Below are 16136 nucleotides of genomic sequence, written 5' to 3'. Positions count from 1 at the left end.
CAATAGGGCCGTGGCCGGCTTGCGTTCCGCTGCGGAAGACGCGGTCATCGTCAACGGGGAGAGCGCCAGCGTTACAGACCGCTCTTCCGTTACGCTTGATCGTCGAACAGCTCATGAAACACGAACGCCGGTGAGCTTTTCGGAAACCTCCCAGAGTCGCGCGGACGCGGCCGCGTCTTTTGCTTGCCGGGGTACTCGAGCGGCGGCCGGTACGCCGCGGGTCTCGCCCAGTCTGTCCGGCCCGTAATAGCCTCCAGGTTCGGCAAGCGGAGACGTCGCCGCGAACAGCGTCGGCAGCGCCCCTTGAGCTGGCGGTTGAAACAGGAACCAGAGGAAGGACCGAGTGAGGCGCTGCAAACTGCGAGGCCCGGCGCCGTTTGGAATCAGCTCGGTGCGGGCGATGCCGGGATGCGCGGCGATGCTCCTGATTCCCCATCCGGAAACATCGCTTCTCGTCTGAAGCTCGAGCGCGAACATGAGGCACGCGAGCTTTGATTGACTGTAAACCCGCATGGGCCTGTATTCGCGCTCCGCCTGAAGATCATCGAAGTCGATTACGCCGCTCCGGGCGGCGAGGCTCGAAACGTTGACGACGCGTGGCTCCTTGCCGTTGCGCAAAAGCGGAAGGAGCTGCGCCGTGAGCGCAAAGTGGCCAAGATAGTTGGTCGCCAGCTGCAGCTCGAAGCCATCGCTCGTCATCTTTCGCAGCGGCGGAGCCATTACGGCGGCGTTGTTGATGAGCATATCGAGGCTCGACCGTTGGGCTCGCATCCGGGCGCCGAAGTCCTTCACCGACCTCAGACTTGCGAGGTCGAGCTCTTCAAAGCGCACCTTGGCGTCGGGAAACGCCGTGCGGATCCGTGCAATGGCGCTCGCCCCCTTCTCCAGGCTACGGCCCGCGATGATGATTTCACAGCGGGCCCGGGCCAACGCCAACGCGTCTTCAAAGCCGATCCCACCAGTTCCCGTGACGACGGCTAATCGCCCCAATTGAGAAGGAATATCCTTGATGGTCCATTCCGGCATGGCCTTCTCCGCAGTCCACTACACTAGGACGCAAGACAAATATTGCACTCAGTGTAATTTTACAAGAGCCTGACTGGGAAGAAATCTGCGAACATGTATGACACCGCGGCATTCTAACGAAGACCAGCCGGCGAACAGCGCAGCGGCCCCTCGAAAAACTTACATCAAGTGTATTTTTTATTGCACGAAGTGCGATATTGCAAGGCTGTAGCGGGCACCGACTGTGCGACCCCTGGCCGCGGACGCAGCCACCAGCCGAGCACCGCGATCGCATCGCAAGACAGCCTAAGTCACGGCAGGCAAATCGCTTTTTCCTTGCACATTGTTTGCGCAGCGTGTAGTATATTGCACTGGGTGCGATTTTTTGGATGGGGCCTTCCTTGCCGGCAAAAGTAGTAGCGGACGACAAAGTTGCGGAGGAGGGTCTTCGCGAGCGCAAGCGGCGCGAGACGCTGGCTCGGATCGCGGAAGCGGGCCTCAAGCTGTTCATGACGAATGGCTACGAAGAGACGACCCTCGAGGCGATCGCCGAGGCGGCAGGCATTTCTCGGCGGACCTTCTTCTATTATTTCAAGTCCAAGGAGGAAATTCTCCTTGCGTGGCAAAGCCATTTCACGCAGCTCATTAGAGCTGCCGTGATCGCCGAGCCGTCCGATCAATCACCAATCGACACCGTCAAGAACGCTTTGCTGAAACTGACCGGCAACTACAATTCGGAGCAGAGCCTTGCCCTCGATCGGGTCATCCGCTCGAGCCCGGCGCTGATTTCCGCGAGTCACGCGAAGTATATCGCTCAGGAACAGGCGATATTCGAAGCCCTTTGCGTAAAATGGCCGCAGGCCAAGCGGCGGAAATCTCTTCGATACGTCGCCATGGTCGCCGTCGGAGCGCTTCGACTGGCGATCGAATCCTGGAGCAACGACAACGGCAGGCGGCCGCCGGCAGCCTATCTCCGCGAATCCTTCGCTAATTTGCGGGGCATCCTTTGAACCGAGGAGCGGCCCGTAAGAGGCTGCGCCCGCGGCGCCCTCTGATGGAGTACCAGTCGACGTCTTGAGTACCAGTCGATGTGCGACGAACCTGCCCGCCTCAACTTTCCGGCGCACGACAAGATGCCCTAGCTGCTGTATGCGTTTTGTGCTTTTCGGTTGATGTATTGGCTATATAGCCGCTGCTTGTTCATGGCGTCCCGCTTGGGAGGAACTCCGAACATGCGAGAATACTCCCGGCTGAACTGAGATGCGCTTTCGTAGCCGACCTGGTACGCAGCCTCCGTCACGCTTGCATTCTCTGTCACCATGAGCCGCCGCGCCTCGATAAGACGCAATTGCTTCTGGAATTGAAGCGGCGTCATAGACGTTAGAGCCTTAAAATGTTGATGGAATGACGAAAGGCTCATTCGTGCCGCTTCGGCCAGCTGCTCGACACGCAACATCCTGGCAAGGTCGGTACGTATGAGATGGATCGCCCTTGAGACTCGCGCCGCGTTCGTTTCGGGCAATACCAACCTACATAGTTTTCCGCCATGCGGGCTACTCAGAAGCCAATAGCAAATCTCTCGCATGATTGAAGGGTAGAGGATCGGTATCGCCTGCGGTGCTTCGTTCATCCGGATAACACGGAGGATGCAGTCGGCCAGAGGTCCATCAACCTTGCTCACGAACACGCACCGACCTGAATCGGGCGGAAGCGTTGGGGGCGTCTCCAGATTCTCCAGCACGTCACGCATTATCGCCAAATCGAATTCTATCGTAACGCCTATATACGGAGAGTCCGGACCTGCTTCGACGATGCGTCCAGTGGCCGGCAGCTCCATCCCGACGGCAAGGCACTCCATCGCGCCATAGTGGAGCGTCTCCTCTCCGAAGAGGATTTGTTTCGAGCCTTGTATCACGACGCAGATCGACGGCCGGTAGATCTGCCGCATCGGCGGTCTCCGGTCGAACGATCGCATGATGTTGACAGAGCTGATCTGTGTCGGGAACAAACCCTGGCCGCCACCCTGAGCCTCGATATAAGAAGTGACAGCTCTAAGCAGCGACGACGACACGCGAGCCTCCGATCGGTCGTGCGGCCCGTGCGACACTTGGCCCCCGACAGCAAACGTATGGTCCCTTGTTGGACTAGCCAAATATATCTACGTAGCGGGCATTGGCAATCGGCCGCCTCTTTATGCCGAACAACATCCAGCAAAACAGAAACATCCCGCTGGCGTGACGAACGGCGTCACGCTTTCAACCTAAGGGCCAGGCCTCTTGTCAATTGTCTCTGAAGATGACGGCCGCGAGTACATCCAGGGATGGCGCGTTGCCGTAACGCTGACTGCATTGTTTCTTGTCAGCCTGATTTCTCAGATCGATCGGATACTGCCGTTCGTCATGGCAGAAGCGATAAAGGCTGATCTAGCGCTCGGCGACACCGGGGTCGGTTTACTGACCGGGGCTGCTTTCGCTGTTTGCTACACGCTCCTTTCCTTGCCGCTCGCCAGAGCGTCTGATAGGGGATCACCCCGGTTGGTGATCGCTTTGTGCACCCTGCTTTGGAGTACGATGACGGCGCTTGGCGGCTTCGCCGCCAGCTTCCTGTTCCTGGCATTCACACGCTTCGGAGTTGCGTTCGGTGAGGCCGGCGCCACCCCGGCGGGACACGCGATCATCGCCCGGAAGATCAACCCCGAACACCGCGGCCTCGCGATTGCCCTCTTCGCCCTGGGTCTACCTCTCGGCACCATGGTCGGATTCGCCGGCGGCGGTGCCGTCAGCGATGCACTCGGTTGGCGCGCGGCGCTGATTGGCGCAGGCGTCGCGGGAGCAGCAATCGGCCTTCTGGCGCTCGCAATCATCAGTCCGACTCCGCCAATCAGGACCAGAGTTACAAGAAGCGAACCCTTCTTCCGAGCGAGCTACCGGCTTCTTTCGTCCGCAAACTTTCGCTGGTTGTTCGTTGGTGCAATCATCGGCAGTTTCGCGGCAGCCCCGTTCTACGCTTTTGCAGCCCCCTTTCTCATTCGCACTCACGGATATAGCGCCAGCGAGGCAGGGCTGGCATTCGGGCTTCTCCAAGGTCTGATGGGCATTCTCGGTACGCTCATAGGCGGGCGCTGGTTCGATCGCGCCGTGCGCTCCGGTAGCGGAAAGCTACTTGGGCCTCCCGCGATCCTCTTTCTTGTCGCCAGCACGACGACAGCTGCAGCCCTGTTTGCGTCAATCGGTTGGCTCTCGATATTGCTGCTGGTGCCGAGCATGTTGTCCTTCGCATTTCTGCTGCCTTGGGGGTTTGGAGCAGCACATCTGGTGGCCGGAAAAGGCAAAGAGGCGATGGCCAGCAGCCTCGTTATGATCGGCTCGGGCCTTTTCGGCCCGGCAATTGGGCCGCTGATCGTCGGCTTGATCAGCGACGCCGCGACAAGGGCCCAGATGCCTAACGGGCTCGCGATTGGAATGCTGACTGTCCCGGTCGCCAGCGCCGTCACTGGCATCGTCCTGTTGATTGCAAATCGGCGGATCGCTGCTTCACTTCGGCGATCGTGGTGAGCGCCTATCTGCCCCGGCGACGACTCTGATCGAACCCGACAGCTGCGCGCCGACCTGCAATCTCCTTTGCTCTGGCTCGTACCTCGACCGCCTCAAGACATCCGTGATCGATAAGGTGCGATCGTACACTACGACCGGCATTCTTCGACGCCGCTCGAAGGTACCTTTCGACGCGACAAATTTCGCACGCCAACGCGGGCGGAAATCCACCTTTGCCCTTTGCAGGAATAGGCAAGAAAAATGCAAGTTCAGGCATTTTCCGCGTTCGCATTACCGCTCAATACTCAATCGTCGTGATCGCTCGGAAGACGGCTTCCGGCAGCATGCAGCCATCACGTAAGGGGAATTGCGGCACTCTCGAGTGACCAATGCTCGCAAACAGTCCACCCGCCATCAGCAATAATACCGTGAAAGAAAGAGTCATGAGGAGAACAAATCGGATGCAGCTTCCTTCATCGGGCTGGCGTCGCTCTACCATTCGTCTCGCTTTGACTGCTGCCGCGCTCTTCGGGCTTGTGCCCGTCGCGGCCGCGCTCGATGTGACCGTGACAAGGTTGAAGAGTACCGAGGGGGACATCGTCGTCTGCCTTTGGCGTTCGACGGACGAAGGCTTTCCCAGATGCGCCGAAGGGCGTCCGTTCAAGAAGGTTACCGCGCCAGCGTCCGGTGCACGAGTGTCCTTCCCCAATCTGCCCGCAGGACAGTACGCAGTCTCGATGTTTCACGATCCGAAACGAACGGGCAAACCTGAAACGAACCTGCTGGGAATCCCGACATCGGGAATAGGTATAGCGAATAATCCAAAGATGAGTCTGACAAACAGACCCACCTTCGAAAAGGGAAAAGTCGAGATCCCCGACGTGAAGTCGATCGAAATCGAAGCACAGTATCCGTGAAGCCCAAATCGACAGCCTGATAAGCGGCAGCCCAAAGCGCTTCGGGTTGCGGGCACGATACCGGGCCGGCTTCATTCGCCGGCCCCCCCAATACGAACGAACACGACTTCGTCCAACTGCCTCCTCCATATCAAAACCATCGTTGCGCAAATTTGCGCACGGGACGTCTTGCCTTGCGGGCCAAGCGAGGTCTCACAGGAGATGCCGCTGGCGGACGCGCGTCCTCATGGACCGGGCCACGAAATCGCCCAAATAATATTACACCAAGTGCGAAATAAGTCACGCTTGGTGCGAGACTTCTGAAATGACCGCCCTTGAGGCATCCAGACCGTCGTCCGCGGGGACGAACAAGGAGTCATCAAATGACATATGACACGCCGGATGGGACGGATATCGCTGTTCCGCAACGAGAGCGGGAGCGAGATGCTGAGCGGCCATTTGCCGGCGGCGCGTCCGCAAGCCATAGCGGTGACCCCGATCACCTTCGGCCGCGTCCGCGCGTGTGGCCGATCGAAGCGCCCATAGGGCGTGGAACGATTGCTCAACGCCGAACGCGCGGACGGCGCGACCGACCCCGTGGCTCCTACCTGTCGGCGTTGAAGCCCATTCAGCCCGCCGATCCCGCGAAACACGAAGAAACCCACGCTGCTCCAATTTCCTTTGGCTTCGCCGCACGCGTTGTGAAGGCACTCCGATCTCCAATTCTCACGAATGTCGGGATCGCTGCTCTCCTGTATGTGATCTCATTCCATCCCTATTTCGATCTGGCCGGCATCGTTTCAGGCAGCCTCGTTTGCCCCGGCGCGAAGGCGATATTGGTGACAACGGTGGATTTCCTGCAAGAAGAGGTGACACCCACGATACAAGCGTTCCTCTCGGGGCGACTGATGAGGTGGATCGGTCTTACTTTGCTGTTCGCCTTGTTTCCCGCATTCAGCGTGCTTCGGACCGGGACGATGGCGAGGATTCGCGCGCTGGCTACATCTGCGGTATCCCAGATTCGGCGCCTCAGGCTATCGCGCCGGCACATCCCATCACTGCACCTTGCGGAGCCATCCGAGATACCTTCTCCCATAGTTTGGAACGCCCGCCCGACCACGAAGTGAACAACCAAAGAGGCCTGAATGACGCCCGAGGAATTCCGACGACGAGGTCACGAGATCATCGACTGGCTGGCGGACTATCATGCCAAAATGTCCGACTATCCGGTCCAGCCTGCGACACAGCCGGGTGACGTCAAAGCGATGCTGCCCGCCTCCCCACCGGCAGAAGCTGAGGGATTCGACGAAATCGTCGCTGATCTTGATTCAGTGGTTCTTCCCAACATCTCGCATTGGCAACACCCGCGGTTCTTCGGCTACTTTCCCTCCAATTCACTTGGCTCCGGCATCCTTGGTGACCTGGTGAGCAGCGGACTTGGGGTTCTGGGCCTGTCCTGGCAGTCGTCGCCCGCGGTAACGGAGATCGAGGAGGTCACGGTCGACTGGTTCAGGCAGATGGTTGGCCTGTCCTCCGCCTGGTTCGGTGTGATCAACGACACTGCGTCGACAAGCACCTTGGTTGCTCTGCTATGTGCCCGCGAGAAGACGACGAGCTTCTCGCTCGTTCGCCGAGGTCTGCAAGCGGAACCCAAGCCGTTGACGATCTACACATCGGCAAGCGCTCATTCGTCAGTGGAGAAGGCGGCGCTGCTGGCGGGGCTCGGCCGTGAGAATGTCCGCATGGTCGATATCGACGCCAATTTTGCGATGCGGCCAGAGGCGCTCGAAGATGCAATCGTTGCGGATATTCGCTCTGGGTTCACGCCATGCGCGATCGTCGCGGCAGTGGGCGGGACGGCTACCGTGTCCATTGATCCGGTATCAGAGATCGCCGGCATAGCGCGGAGGCATGGTTTGTGGCTCCACATCGACGCTGCGATGGCCGGGAATGCGATGATCTTGCCCGAGCTTCGGTGGATGTGGGAAGGGGTCGAGGATGCAGACAGCGTCGTTATCAATGCGCACAAATGGCTCGGCGTCCCTTTTGATTGCTCGCTCTATTTCGTTCGGGACGAGCCTCACCTTCTCCAGGTGATGTCTGCCGATCCGAGCTTCCTCCAATCTCAGGCCGACGAGAAGGTGCGCAATCTGCGTAACACAGGTATTCCGCTCGGACGGAGATTCAGGGCGTTGAAACTGTGGTTCGCCATACGGGAACAGGGCGTTTCCGGGTTGCAGGCCCGGTTGCGGCGAGACATCAGCTTGGCCCAAGATCTTCGGTCGAAAGTCGAAGCAACACCAGGTTGGGAAGTCGTCGCACCCGTCGTTCTGCAAACCGTATGCATTGTGAATCGCCCGAAGTCTGTGCCTTCCCATCGTCTCGATGACTTCACGCGTGCATGGGCGCACGCGGTGAACGCCTCAGGTCAAGCCTACGTCACGCCCGCTATCGCGGCCGGGCATTGGATGGTCCGCGTCTCGATCGGCACGATATCCACCGAGGCGAGCGACATAGAGGCGGTGTGGCGCACGATCCAGGAAGCGGCTGCCGCGATCGTCCCAGAATTTTCGTGAATGGCCAACGCAAGACTGGCGATGGTATCGTCTTCTGAGCAAATGAGCGTTGATGCATCGTCGGATCAACGCTCTCATAGAAAGCTTCAGAGGTGTCCGTCGCCTCCGTACTTTCCTGATATCATCACGGGTGAACCTGTGCATCCACCTCACGCGCTTCATGCGCGGCACCGTAACGATGCTGGCGCGGACCGCCGCGGCGGCAGGTTCTGGCCGCTGAGGCGCGATGTTTGAGGCGCTCGGCCTCCGGGAGATCGATCCGTACTGGATAAACATTCTGCCCGTTATCCACCACAGCAAAACCATCCAACCTGCAGCAGAGACTATCAAGATGTTTCACGTCGATTCCGAAGTATACGAATCCGTCAGCCAGCTCGCGGGAATGTGGGGTAAACTGGTCACGGACGCAGGCTGTTCCGTTGCTGATGAAGACGGGCTCGCAATTCGCTGGGCCGATGCCAGGTTTGCTTTTTATAATGCTCTCGTCGTGACTAGCCCGGTGCATCACGCGGAGCGGTTAAAGCGGCTTCTCTCGCGGTCTGCGGAATTTATGGCTGGTCGGGAACAGCCAGGTTGTGTCTGGATTTTTGAGGAGATGGTCTCCCCCGATGTTCGGGGCAAGATCAACGATCTGGCTCTCGATGCCGGGCTGGTGAGTGCTTTCACATGCTGGGGAATGGCTGGCGATCTGTCGTCACTGGAAGAGCCGAGCCATCCCGCCCTCCGCTTTGAGCGCGTCACCACCGCGCAGCATCTCGATGCCTATGCCAGCCTGAATGCGCGCGCATACGGCTTGTCGGAGACGGATGCCATGGCGACATTCCGCGGTTCGCGCTTGTGGCGCGAGGAGATATTCGCCTATGTCGCATATGAGGGATCGAGCGCCGTCGCCTGCGCGGGCGTGTGCGAGGTGGATGGCCGCCTATTTCTGGTCCTGGTAGCAACCGACACCGATCGCCAGCGGCGCGGTTTCGGAGAGGCTGTCACGCGCAAGGCGATGTACGAGGCGATCCAAGCAACCGGCATCGAACGCGTATGCCTCCAGGCCACCGCGGCTGGAAAGCCGGTATATGAGAGGATAGGCCTTCGTCAGAACTCATTGCTTCAGCTGTTTTCGCGACGACCCGGATAGACAGAGTGCATGACACGCGGCATCGGTAACGTCGCGATGCCGCGGTTAGGTTGCAGCTGAGGTGCGGAATCAGGCGGCAACTGGTTGCGCGCCTGGATCGACTTCAGACCCGACGCTCGCCGGCACCTGGCATGCACGTCAACATCGCACATGTCGAGGATCCGCGCTTCGCCGACTTCATGTCGCAGGCGGCGAACGCTCGCCGACTGGTGGCGCGGCAGCCGGAGACGATGGCGGCACCGCGCCCTTGTCGGTCCAACTTGGAGGAGCTCCAACCCCCTGGCCGATGAATCCAGCAAGTCCCGGAGCTCTTCCAAACACTTCGCACGCCGATTGCTTCGGCGCACCGCCCAGCGACGTGTGCAGGCTCTCGAGCGACGGCAGCGCTGGAAGGGTTCCGAAAGGCGTACTCCCCGTGACCAACAATCGGCTGAAGTCGGCGGCAAATGCCGTGGAAAGGTCGTATGCATCGCCATCAGCCGATACGCGGGGAGAGCTTGTGAAAGAATTCGCTCCCCGGCCCCACACCATAGCCGCCTTCTGCTTCCCTCTTCCGTCCCTCGCCTCACCTTCGACCGACAGGCTGCCAAGTCCCACCGGAATGCGCGGAACTGGTACTGGCACACCAGGCAGGAGTACAGTTTTCGCGACCCGCGCGACACCGGATGCGCCAGCCGCCGCAGGGTCCGTCGCCGCCGCATGCGTGATGACGGCCTGAACGGTCAGGTCGGCCTGATCCGCCGGACCGACAATCTGGAATCTATCGCTCAATCCGAAGCACAGAGCACGGTCGATGGCGTTGCCGATGATCCTGCGCTGCTCCGGCGAGAAGGAGACCTCCGCGGCCGCTTTGGACGAAAATCGAGTTTCTACCAGCCGTACGGTCTTGGCGCCGAGAACGTCCTCCTTGTCGACGCGAACGATTGACTTCGTCAGAACACCGTCGGATGGCGTCAGACCATCATAACTGGTCAGCGAACCCGCCCTGTTCAGCGGCGCACTCGCGCACCCGGCGGTCAGCAGACACAAGGCCGCTATGAGCTGGAAACGCTGCATCGGACTTCAGCGACGCGATGCAGATGCCGACCAGTCGATTTCTGCCGCCGCCCGACGTCCCCCGTCCCGAAGAGGAGGGTAACTCTTCTGTTGCTCACCGGTCATGGCACGGCCTTTCTCGGCCGCTGTCGCGGGCACGTTATCCTGCAAATCAGCCCGTGCGGAGGCGCCTGAGATCAGCATTGCGTTCCGAATGGACGGCTGCGCGAGAATATCCTGCCAGTCGAAGCTCCATTGCGCCAAACTTCTGGAATCCCCGGCGAACGCATAGTCCAGGAATGCGAGAGTCAATTCTCCGGTGGCTTCCTTGACCTTCGGATTCAATCCTGGCCCCCCGGTCAGGGCGCGGTCCGTAAATATACTATGGGATCCGCCTCGGAACACGACCAGCAGCTTACGTCGATTGGCGATCGCGTCGAATATCGCGACTCGATCGCGTGCACTCGAATAGAAGCCAGGAATTTTGATGACGTCTTGTGTAGCCGTCACGTGAAGCGTCGGCACAGCGATGTTGGCAAGCACGCTCGACAAGTCGCTCTCACCATAGAAAGGTGGGGCTGAAATCACGATCGCTGCCTTGAAGCGTCGGTCGCGGAAATCGAGCCAACGACCATCCCGAATGACCCGGGCACCGACCGTCAACAACGCGGTGTTCGCGCCATAGGAATGTCCAGCTACGGCGATGCGTCGCATGTCGATAAATCGCGCGTACGGACCGGTTGCAAATAACAGCATCTGGTCGAGCGCAAAACGGAGATCTCCGACACGCGCCGCGGCTTCATCATCCCGGGTCGCCGCTTGCAGCCGCCCCACGAGCTCGAAGGGATTTCCACGCCAGAGAGAGGCATCGCTCCCGATATGCTGGACATGCAAACTCGCAATGCCGTGTGCGGCCCACCGGGCAGCGAGGTAGGTGTAGCCGTTTCGCGAACCGCCCATGCCGTGCGAGAAGATGATCAGTGGCACCTTTCCCGGCGACGCCTCAGTGGGCCAATACAAGCGAGCAGGAACTTCGCGACCTCGAGACGTATCTATCCAATCGAAGTCGACCGCACGAAAGGCCGCATGCTCCTGCTGCACCTGAGCATTCTGCGCATTGGCGCCTTCAGGCAGTGCCATCGCGACGGCACATGCCAATGCCATAGCAGCGAGCCAGCTTCTCATGACCATTACTCCTGCTACTTCCCCGCACCCGGCATTGACAGCACTGTGCCGAAGCCAATTGGGTAACAGCCCGGGTTCTTCGTGTCAACAAAACTACACCGGGTGCATTATTTTGACGCAGGGCCACGGGGCATTTCAGTAACGTGCGCGTGACCATCCGACAGGTCACGCCATCTCTCGTCCTGCTCGAGGCTGTCTGTGACGCATGTCTAACACTCCGGATGCCGCGTCAGACCGGAGAGCTTCCGTCTCCGCCTCGAGCCTCCATTTCGGACGAGACTGCCGAGATCGAAAGCGATGCAATTCAGTCCAGGCTGATGTTGCTTTCCTTGGCGATCTTTCTGAAGCTCGCCATATCCGATGACGTCTGCTGAGTCACTTCCTCCGCGGGACGATACTGCGCCACCAGCCCGATCTCTTCCAGCTGCGCTCGCCCGTCCCTGTCTTGCATCACGGCTTGCAAGGCACCTGCAAGTTTTTCGACGATGGAGGAGGGAGTACCCGCCGGCACATAAACAGCGTGCCACCAAGACGTCCGAAAAGCCCGCCCTGTTTCCCGCATCGGCTCGCGGGAAATTCGAGTGGGGGGACGCGCTCTCTAGCGCACCCGTTCCCAGGTGATGACGACCTTGGTGCCCTCCGGCCGCTGAAAGTTCTCGATCATGCGGTCTCCGCTGACATCGAGCTCTTCCCGGGGTATCGGCAGGCTGGCGCTCGATTGCTCCCGCGAATCCCTTTCAAGTTGAGAGGATTGTTCAGACGATGCCTGAAAATCTTGTGTCGCATCTTGCTGCGTCGCGTAAACATGAATGGGCGAAGCGATCACCGTCGGTACTCTCGAAGAAAAAATCATCAGCATCTTGCCTGCATAGAGCTTTTCATTCACCCAACGAAGGGCGGCAAGTCACCCTGCTTTCCAGCATCAAACCGATATGAATTCTCCGGTTTCCGCCGCACGTTTGACCGCGTCGATCACTCTGAGGGTTTTCAGCCCTTCACGCCCGCTCACCACAGGCGCAGCCGTACCGCGAATGACCTCACAGAAATTGGCGATCTGCAGACCAAGCGGGTCTTCTCTCTCGTACCTCAGCCGCTCGCGCTCGATCGGCGCCGACCAGCTGGCCTTGCTTGGGTGATGCCAGAGATCGAGTTGCGGAATAGCCAGCGATCCCCTCGTGCCGCCGATCTGGTAACACGCCTCCTCCGTATGACTGTAGGCCGGATTCTCCCCGGCGGTGAATTCCCAACTCCAGGGCGACTGGATGGTGTCGGAGACATTGACCGTTCCCAGGGCGCCGGAGGCGAAGTGCAGGATGATCACCGCGGTCTCTTCGACCGCATTTCTACGCAACCGATTGGATTGGGCAGCCTGTACCGCGACGATATCCCCGCATAGGTAGCGCAAGAGGTCAACGTCGTGGACGAGATTCAGGAAAACAGGACCCGCCCCTTTTTCCCGTCGCCAGGCCATATCGAAATATTCGTCCGGCTTGATCAGCCAGAACATGCCATGCACCGACACGATCTGGCCCAGCCGGCCGCTGTCGATCTGCGCCTTGGCGCGTTGGATCATCGGGTTATGCCGGCGATGATGGCCGGTGAGCAGCGGCACGCCCGCCCGCTCCGAGGCTTCGACCAGGGTCTGTGCGGCGAGGACGTCATCTGCTAGCGGCTTCTCGATCAGCGCTGGGATGCGAGCCGCGATGCAATCCATGCCGTTGGCCACATGCATCTGGTTGGGGGTGGCGACAACCACCCCCTGCGGCCGATTTCCGGAGAGCATGTCCTGAAAGGACGGAAACCAGTCCACCTTCAGCGAAACCGCCAACTCTCGGGCCGCCGGCATCGGATCGACGATCGACGACAGCATCGCCTCCGGCCGCGCGAGAATGTGCTCGACGTGTCGCTTGCCGATGAGACCCGCTCCCATGACCGACAGGCGGACGGGTGCACTCATACGATGCTATCCCTTCTTCTCATCCAGCAGCTTGGCCACACGACGCAGGCCGAGCAGATAGCCCTGGGTGCCGAAGCCGGCGATGACTCCATCAGCTCGTTTGGAGACAAACGAGTGGTGGCGGAATTCCTCGCGCTTGTGCACGTTGGAAATGTGCACCTCGATCACTGTGCCCTCGAACGTATTCAAGGCATCCAGGATGGCAACCGATGTATGGGTGAAAGCCGCGGGGTTCACCACGATGCCGGCAGCCGTCTCGCGCGCCTCGTGGATCCAGTCGATTAGCTCGTATTCTCTGTTGGATTGATGGAAACGAATCTCCAGGCCAAGCTCCTTGGCTAGCGCCCGGCAATCCCGCTCCACATCCGCAAGCGTCTCGTGACCGTAGATGTGGGGCTGACGTTTTCCGAGCAAGTTGAGATTTGGCCCGTTCAGGACGTAGACAAGACGGCTCATGGAAGTACTCCGTTCAGTGATGGGCGATGATCTCGCCAAGGAACTGCCTGGTGCGGGCATGCTGCGGATTGCGGAAGAAAGCGTCGGGAGCGCCTTCTTCGATGATCTGGCCTTCGGCCATGAAGATGACCCGGTCGGCAACCTGGCGGGCAAAGCCCATCTCGTGGGTGACGCAGATCATGGTCATGCCGTCGTTGGCAAGGCCTATCATTGTATCGAGCACCTCCTTGACCATCTCAGGATCGAGAGCCGAGGTCGGTTCGTCGAATAGCATCACCTTGGGCTGCATGCAGAGCGCACGCGCAATCGCGACACGCTGTTGCTGACCGCCGGAAAGTTGAGCCGGATACTTCCCGGCCTGATCACCGATGCGTACGCGCTCGAGATATTTTCGCGCGGTCGCTTCCGCCTCGCTCTTGCTGATGCGGCGCGCGCGAATGGGGGCGAGCATACAGTTCTGCAACACCGTCATGTGCGGGAAAAGGTTGAAGCTCTGAAAGACCATGCCGACGTCCTGACGTACGACATCGATTGCCTTGATGCTGTCCTCCAGCCGATGGCCGTTCACCACGATGCTGCCCTGCTGGATCGGCTCCAGGCGGTTGATACAGCGGATCAGCGTCGACTTGCCTGAACCGGACGGACCGCAGAGCACGATCTTTTCACCTCTGCGCACGGTGAGATCGACGTTGCGGAGAGCTTGGTACCCGCCGTACCACTTCTGCACGCCCTTCATTTCGATCAGGATCTGGTCCTGCATGCTGGTCTCCGCCGTTGGGCGGCGGCCAACGCAGATCGCGTCGGCCGCTCGCGGTGGCTACTGGACGGTGAAGGGAACGCCGGGGACGGAGTCCGGGAAGACTGGCACCGGGACCTTCATCCATTTGGCGTAAAAGGCGGCCAACTTGCCGTTCGACTTGATCTGGTCGATGAACTTGTTGGCCGTCTCGTTCCACTCCTTGTCGCCCAGGCGCGTGCAGGCTCCGTTGTACAGGGCGGTGAAGTGAAGCTTGGGCTCGAAGCCGAGTTCCGGCTTTGCGGCGTTGAGGCGCTGGGGATAGAACAAGTTCGCGCCGACCGCCTGGACCTGGCCGGAGAGCAGCGCCTGGATCGTAGCCGCGTCATCGTCGAACCTGCGGATCTCGGTCCCGGACGGGGCGTTGTTGGTCACCTGAGTATCCTGCGTGGAGGACCTGGGAACGCCGATGACGTACTTGCTCATGTCGGCATTGCTGTTGATCGGGGTCGCCTGGGCAGCGACAAGCGTGATCTCGTTGGCGACGTAGGGCTTGGAATACTGCACTGCCTTCGCACGTTCGGGCAGCATGGCCATGGTTGCGAACAGAATGTCGACCCGGCCTGTGGTCAGCGCCGGAATACGATTGGCCACCGCCAGCGGGACGAACTCGGCTTTCACGCCGAGATATTCAGCGAAGGCGCGGCCCATGTCGGCATCGATACCATCCTGCTTTCCCGAGCTGTCGACATAGCCCCAAGGGGGATTGTCGCCCTGAATGCCGATGACGACGACGCCCTTCTTCTTCACGTCTTCCAGAGTGCCCGCCTGCGACTTGTCTGCCATGGCGATTGCCCCGAGCGCCAGCAGCGCAATGCCGAGCTGACGACTGAGTGAAAACAACATGAGATTCCTCCTCCTTGTGATGGCTGTATTGATTGAGCAGGTGCGCCGTTCCTACCTCTGACTGGCCAGGGCGAGCCTGGCTTCCATCCGGCTGCCCCACCACGAGAGTGGCCAGCAGAGGATGAAATACATTGCGCCGACCACCCCGAAGACGAGCAACGGCTGGAAGGTCTGGTTCGATACGATTTGGCCGGCGCGAGCGAGTTCGATGAAGCCGACGATGGCGGCGAGCGACGTGCCCTTGATGAGCTGAACGAGATAGCCGATGGTTGCCGGCAGCGAGATGCGGATCGCCTGCGGCAGCACGATGTCGCGCATGCGCGACGAATAGTGCAGTGCAAGCGCCATCGCCGCCTCGGTCTGGCCGCGCGGCACGGCCTGGATTGCTCCGCGCCAGATCTCACCAAGAAAGGCGGAGGCATTCACGGTAAAGCCGATCGCCACCGCGACGAAGGCGTCGAGCTTCAGCCCGGTCAGCGCCAATCCGTAGTACACGACGAAAAGCTGCAGCAGCAGCGGAGTGCCCTGGAATATCCCGATGTAAATGCGGGTGATCCATTCCACGCCTTTGTGACCGCAGGTGCGCAGCAATGCGACGGCCAGACCCGCCGTGCAGCCGCCCACAAACGCAACCAGCGTCAGCAGCACCGTCCACTGCAGCCCACGCAGCAGGAAGCCGAACTCGGGAAGACCAAAATGCGGTGTCATGACCTGCCCTC

Annotated in this window: 17 protein-coding genes and 1 pseudogene; 7 read left to right on the top strand and 11 right to left on the bottom strand. The window is 60.0% G+C overall.

The genetic code is table 11. The features are described 5' to 3' along the window. Window positions 1–111: 111 nt before the first annotated feature. Entirely contained in the window at window positions 112–1026 is a 915-nt protein-coding gene (locus XH96_RS11685) for an SDR family oxidoreductase (RefSeq protein WP_194392629.1), read from the bottom strand. 368 nt (window positions 1027–1394) lie between these two features. Between XH96_RS11685 and XH96_RS39825 the strand changes: the two are divergent. Both XH96_RS39825 and XH96_RS39105 read left to right on the top strand, forming a co-directional pair. Beyond that, window positions 1395–1565 (top strand): annotated as a pseudogene (locus XH96_RS39825) (TetR family transcriptional regulator); the annotation flags it as partial. A gap of 96 nt (window positions 1566–1661) precedes the next feature. Next, window positions 1662–2015, top strand: coding sequence for a hypothetical protein (locus tag XH96_RS39105; RefSeq protein ID WP_246790164.1), 354 nt, complete (start codon window positions 1662–1664; stop codon window positions 2013–2015). A 128-nt stretch (window positions 2016–2143) separates the two neighbouring features. Here XH96_RS39105 and XH96_RS11675 read toward each other — a convergent pair whose 3' ends face one another. After that, on the bottom strand, window positions 2144–3076 hold the full coding sequence (locus tag XH96_RS11675) for an AraC family transcriptional regulator (RefSeq protein ID WP_194392627.1): 933 nt from the start codon (window positions 3074–3076) through the stop codon (window positions 2144–2146). Window positions 3077–3404: 328 nt separating this feature from the next. Between XH96_RS11675 and XH96_RS11670 the strand changes: the two genes are divergently transcribed. The 5 genes from XH96_RS11670 (at window position 3405) to XH96_RS11650 (ending at window position 9142) form a co-directional block, all read left to right on the top strand. Continuing rightward, on the top strand, window positions 3405–4559 hold the full coding sequence (locus XH96_RS11670; RefSeq protein ID WP_371740163.1) for an MFS transporter: 1155 nt from the start codon (window positions 3405–3407) through the stop codon (window positions 4557–4559). 440 nt (window positions 4560–4999) lie between these two features. Further along, on the top strand, window positions 5000–5455 hold the full coding sequence (locus XH96_RS11665) for a DUF2141 domain-containing protein (protein WP_194392625.1): 456 nt from the start codon (window positions 5000–5002) through the stop codon (window positions 5453–5455). 362 nt (window positions 5456–5817) lie between these two features. Continuing rightward, entirely contained in the window at window positions 5818–6561 is a 744-nt protein-coding gene (locus XH96_RS11660) for a hypothetical protein (protein WP_194392624.1), read from the top strand. Window positions 6562–6579: 18 nt separating this feature from the next. After that, entirely contained in the window at window positions 6580–8010 is a 1431-nt protein-coding gene (locus tag XH96_RS11655) for an aminotransferase class V-fold PLP-dependent enzyme (RefSeq protein WP_194392623.1), read from the top strand. 226 nt (window positions 8011–8236) lie between these two features. Continuing rightward, on the top strand, window positions 8237–9142 hold the full coding sequence (locus XH96_RS11650) for a GNAT family N-acetyltransferase (protein ID WP_210337885.1): 906 nt from the start codon (window positions 8237–8239) through the stop codon (window positions 9140–9142). A 177-nt stretch (window positions 9143–9319) separates the two neighbouring features. On the opposite strand, the gene XH96_RS11645 is transcribed toward XH96_RS11650, so the two are convergent. The 9 genes from XH96_RS11645 to XH96_RS11605 all read right to left on the bottom strand — a co-directional run bounded on the left by XH96_RS11645 (window position 9320) and on the right by XH96_RS11605 (window position 16125). Next, complete coding sequence (locus tag XH96_RS11645) at window positions 9320–10198, bottom strand: DUF3313 domain-containing protein (RefSeq protein ID WP_194392622.1); 879 nt, start codon at window positions 10196–10198, stop codon at window positions 9320–9322. Window positions 10199–10204: 6 nt separating this feature from the next. Beyond that, complete coding sequence (locus tag XH96_RS11640; RefSeq protein ID WP_246790058.1) at window positions 10205–11362, bottom strand: acetylhydrolase; 1158 nt, start codon at window positions 11360–11362, stop codon at window positions 10205–10207. A 304-nt stretch (window positions 11363–11666) separates the two neighbouring features. After that, on the bottom strand, window positions 11667–11873 hold the full coding sequence (locus XH96_RS11635) for a hypothetical protein (RefSeq protein WP_246790056.1): 207 nt from the start codon (window positions 11871–11873) through the stop codon (window positions 11667–11669). Window positions 11874–11960: 87 nt separating this feature from the next. Beyond that, window positions 11961–12248 carry a hypothetical protein gene (locus XH96_RS11630; RefSeq protein ID WP_194392619.1) on the bottom strand — a complete coding sequence of 96 codons (288 nt, stop codon included), beginning with the start codon at window positions 12246–12248 and terminating at the stop codon, window positions 11961–11963. Between the two features lie 36 nt (window positions 12249–12284). Beyond that, complete coding sequence (locus XH96_RS11625; protein WP_194392618.1) at window positions 12285–13319, bottom strand: Gfo/Idh/MocA family protein; 1035 nt, start codon at window positions 13317–13319, stop codon at window positions 12285–12287. A 6-nt stretch (window positions 13320–13325) separates the two neighbouring features. Next, on the bottom strand, window positions 13326–13775 hold the full coding sequence (aroQ, locus tag XH96_RS11620) for a type II 3-dehydroquinate dehydratase (RefSeq protein ID WP_194392617.1): 450 nt from the start codon (window positions 13773–13775) through the stop codon (window positions 13326–13328). Window positions 13776–13788: 13 nt separating this feature from the next. Continuing rightward, window positions 13789–14535 carry an amino acid ABC transporter ATP-binding protein gene (locus XH96_RS11615; protein ID WP_194392616.1) on the bottom strand — a complete coding sequence of 249 codons (747 nt, stop codon included), beginning with the start codon at window positions 14533–14535 and terminating at the stop codon, window positions 13789–13791. A 57-nt stretch (window positions 14536–14592) separates the two neighbouring features. Then, window positions 14593–15417, bottom strand: coding sequence for a transporter substrate-binding domain-containing protein (locus XH96_RS11610; protein ID WP_194392615.1), 825 nt, complete (start codon window positions 15415–15417; stop codon window positions 14593–14595). A 51-nt stretch (window positions 15418–15468) separates the two neighbouring features. Next, window positions 15469–16125: an amino acid ABC transporter permease gene (locus tag XH96_RS11605; RefSeq protein ID WP_194392614.1), complete on the bottom strand. Its 657-nt coding sequence runs from the start codon at window positions 16123–16125 to the stop codon at window positions 15469–15471. Window positions 16126–16136 lie beyond the last annotated feature (11 nt).

The sequence above is a fragment of the Bradyrhizobium sp. CCBAU 51765 genome (genome assembly GCF_015291725.1).
Lineage (GTDB): Bacteria > Pseudomonadota > Alphaproteobacteria > Rhizobiales > Xanthobacteraceae > Bradyrhizobium > Bradyrhizobium liaoningense.
This window is presented reverse-complemented; position numbering and strand designations above follow the sequence as displayed.

Excerpts from the sequence above, each read along its gene's own strand:
- XH96_RS11685 (WP_194392629.1), bottom strand. The coding sequence starts at position 1,026 with ATGCCGGAATGGACCATCAAGGATATTCCTTCTCAATTGGGGCGATTA.
- XH96_RS11670 (WP_371740163.1), top strand. The coding sequence starts at position 3,405 with ATGGCAGAAGCGATAAAGGCTGATCTAGCGCTCGGCGACACCGGGGTC.
- XH96_RS11665 (WP_194392625.1), top strand. The coding sequence starts at position 5,000 with ATGCAGCTTCCTTCATCGGGCTGGCGTCGCTCTACCATTCGTCTCGCT.
- XH96_RS11660 (WP_194392624.1), top strand. The coding sequence starts at position 5,818 with ATGACATATGACACGCCGGATGGGACGGATATCGCTGTTCCGCAACGA.
- XH96_RS11655 (WP_194392623.1), top strand. The coding sequence starts at position 6,580 with ATGACGCCCGAGGAATTCCGACGACGAGGTCACGAGATCATCGACTGG.
- XH96_RS11650 (WP_210337885.1), top strand. The coding sequence starts at position 8,237 with ATGTTTGAGGCGCTCGGCCTCCGGGAGATCGATCCGTACTGGATAAAC.
- XH96_RS11645 (WP_194392622.1), bottom strand. The coding sequence starts at position 10,198 with ATGCAGCGTTTCCAGCTCATAGCGGCCTTGTGTCTGCTGACCGCCGGG.
- XH96_RS11640 (WP_246790058.1), bottom strand. The coding sequence starts at position 11,362 with ATGAGAAGCTGGCTCGCTGCTATGGCATTGGCATGTGCCGTCGCGATG.
- XH96_RS11625 (WP_194392618.1), bottom strand. The coding sequence starts at position 13,319 with ATGAGTGCACCCGTCCGCCTGTCGGTCATGGGAGCGGGTCTCATCGGC.
- aroQ (WP_194392617.1), bottom strand. The coding sequence starts at position 13,775 with ATGAGCCGTCTTGTCTACGTCCTGAACGGGCCAAATCTCAACTTGCTC.
- XH96_RS11615 (WP_194392616.1), bottom strand. The coding sequence starts at position 14,535 with ATGCAGGACCAGATCCTGATCGAAATGAAGGGCGTGCAGAAGTGGTAC.
- XH96_RS11610 (WP_194392615.1), bottom strand. The coding sequence starts at position 15,417 with ATGTTGTTTTCACTCAGTCGTCAGCTCGGCATTGCGCTGCTGGCGCTC.
- XH96_RS11605 (WP_194392614.1), bottom strand. The coding sequence starts at position 16,125 with ATGACACCGCATTTTGGTCTTCCCGAGTTCGGCTTCCTGCTGCGTGGG.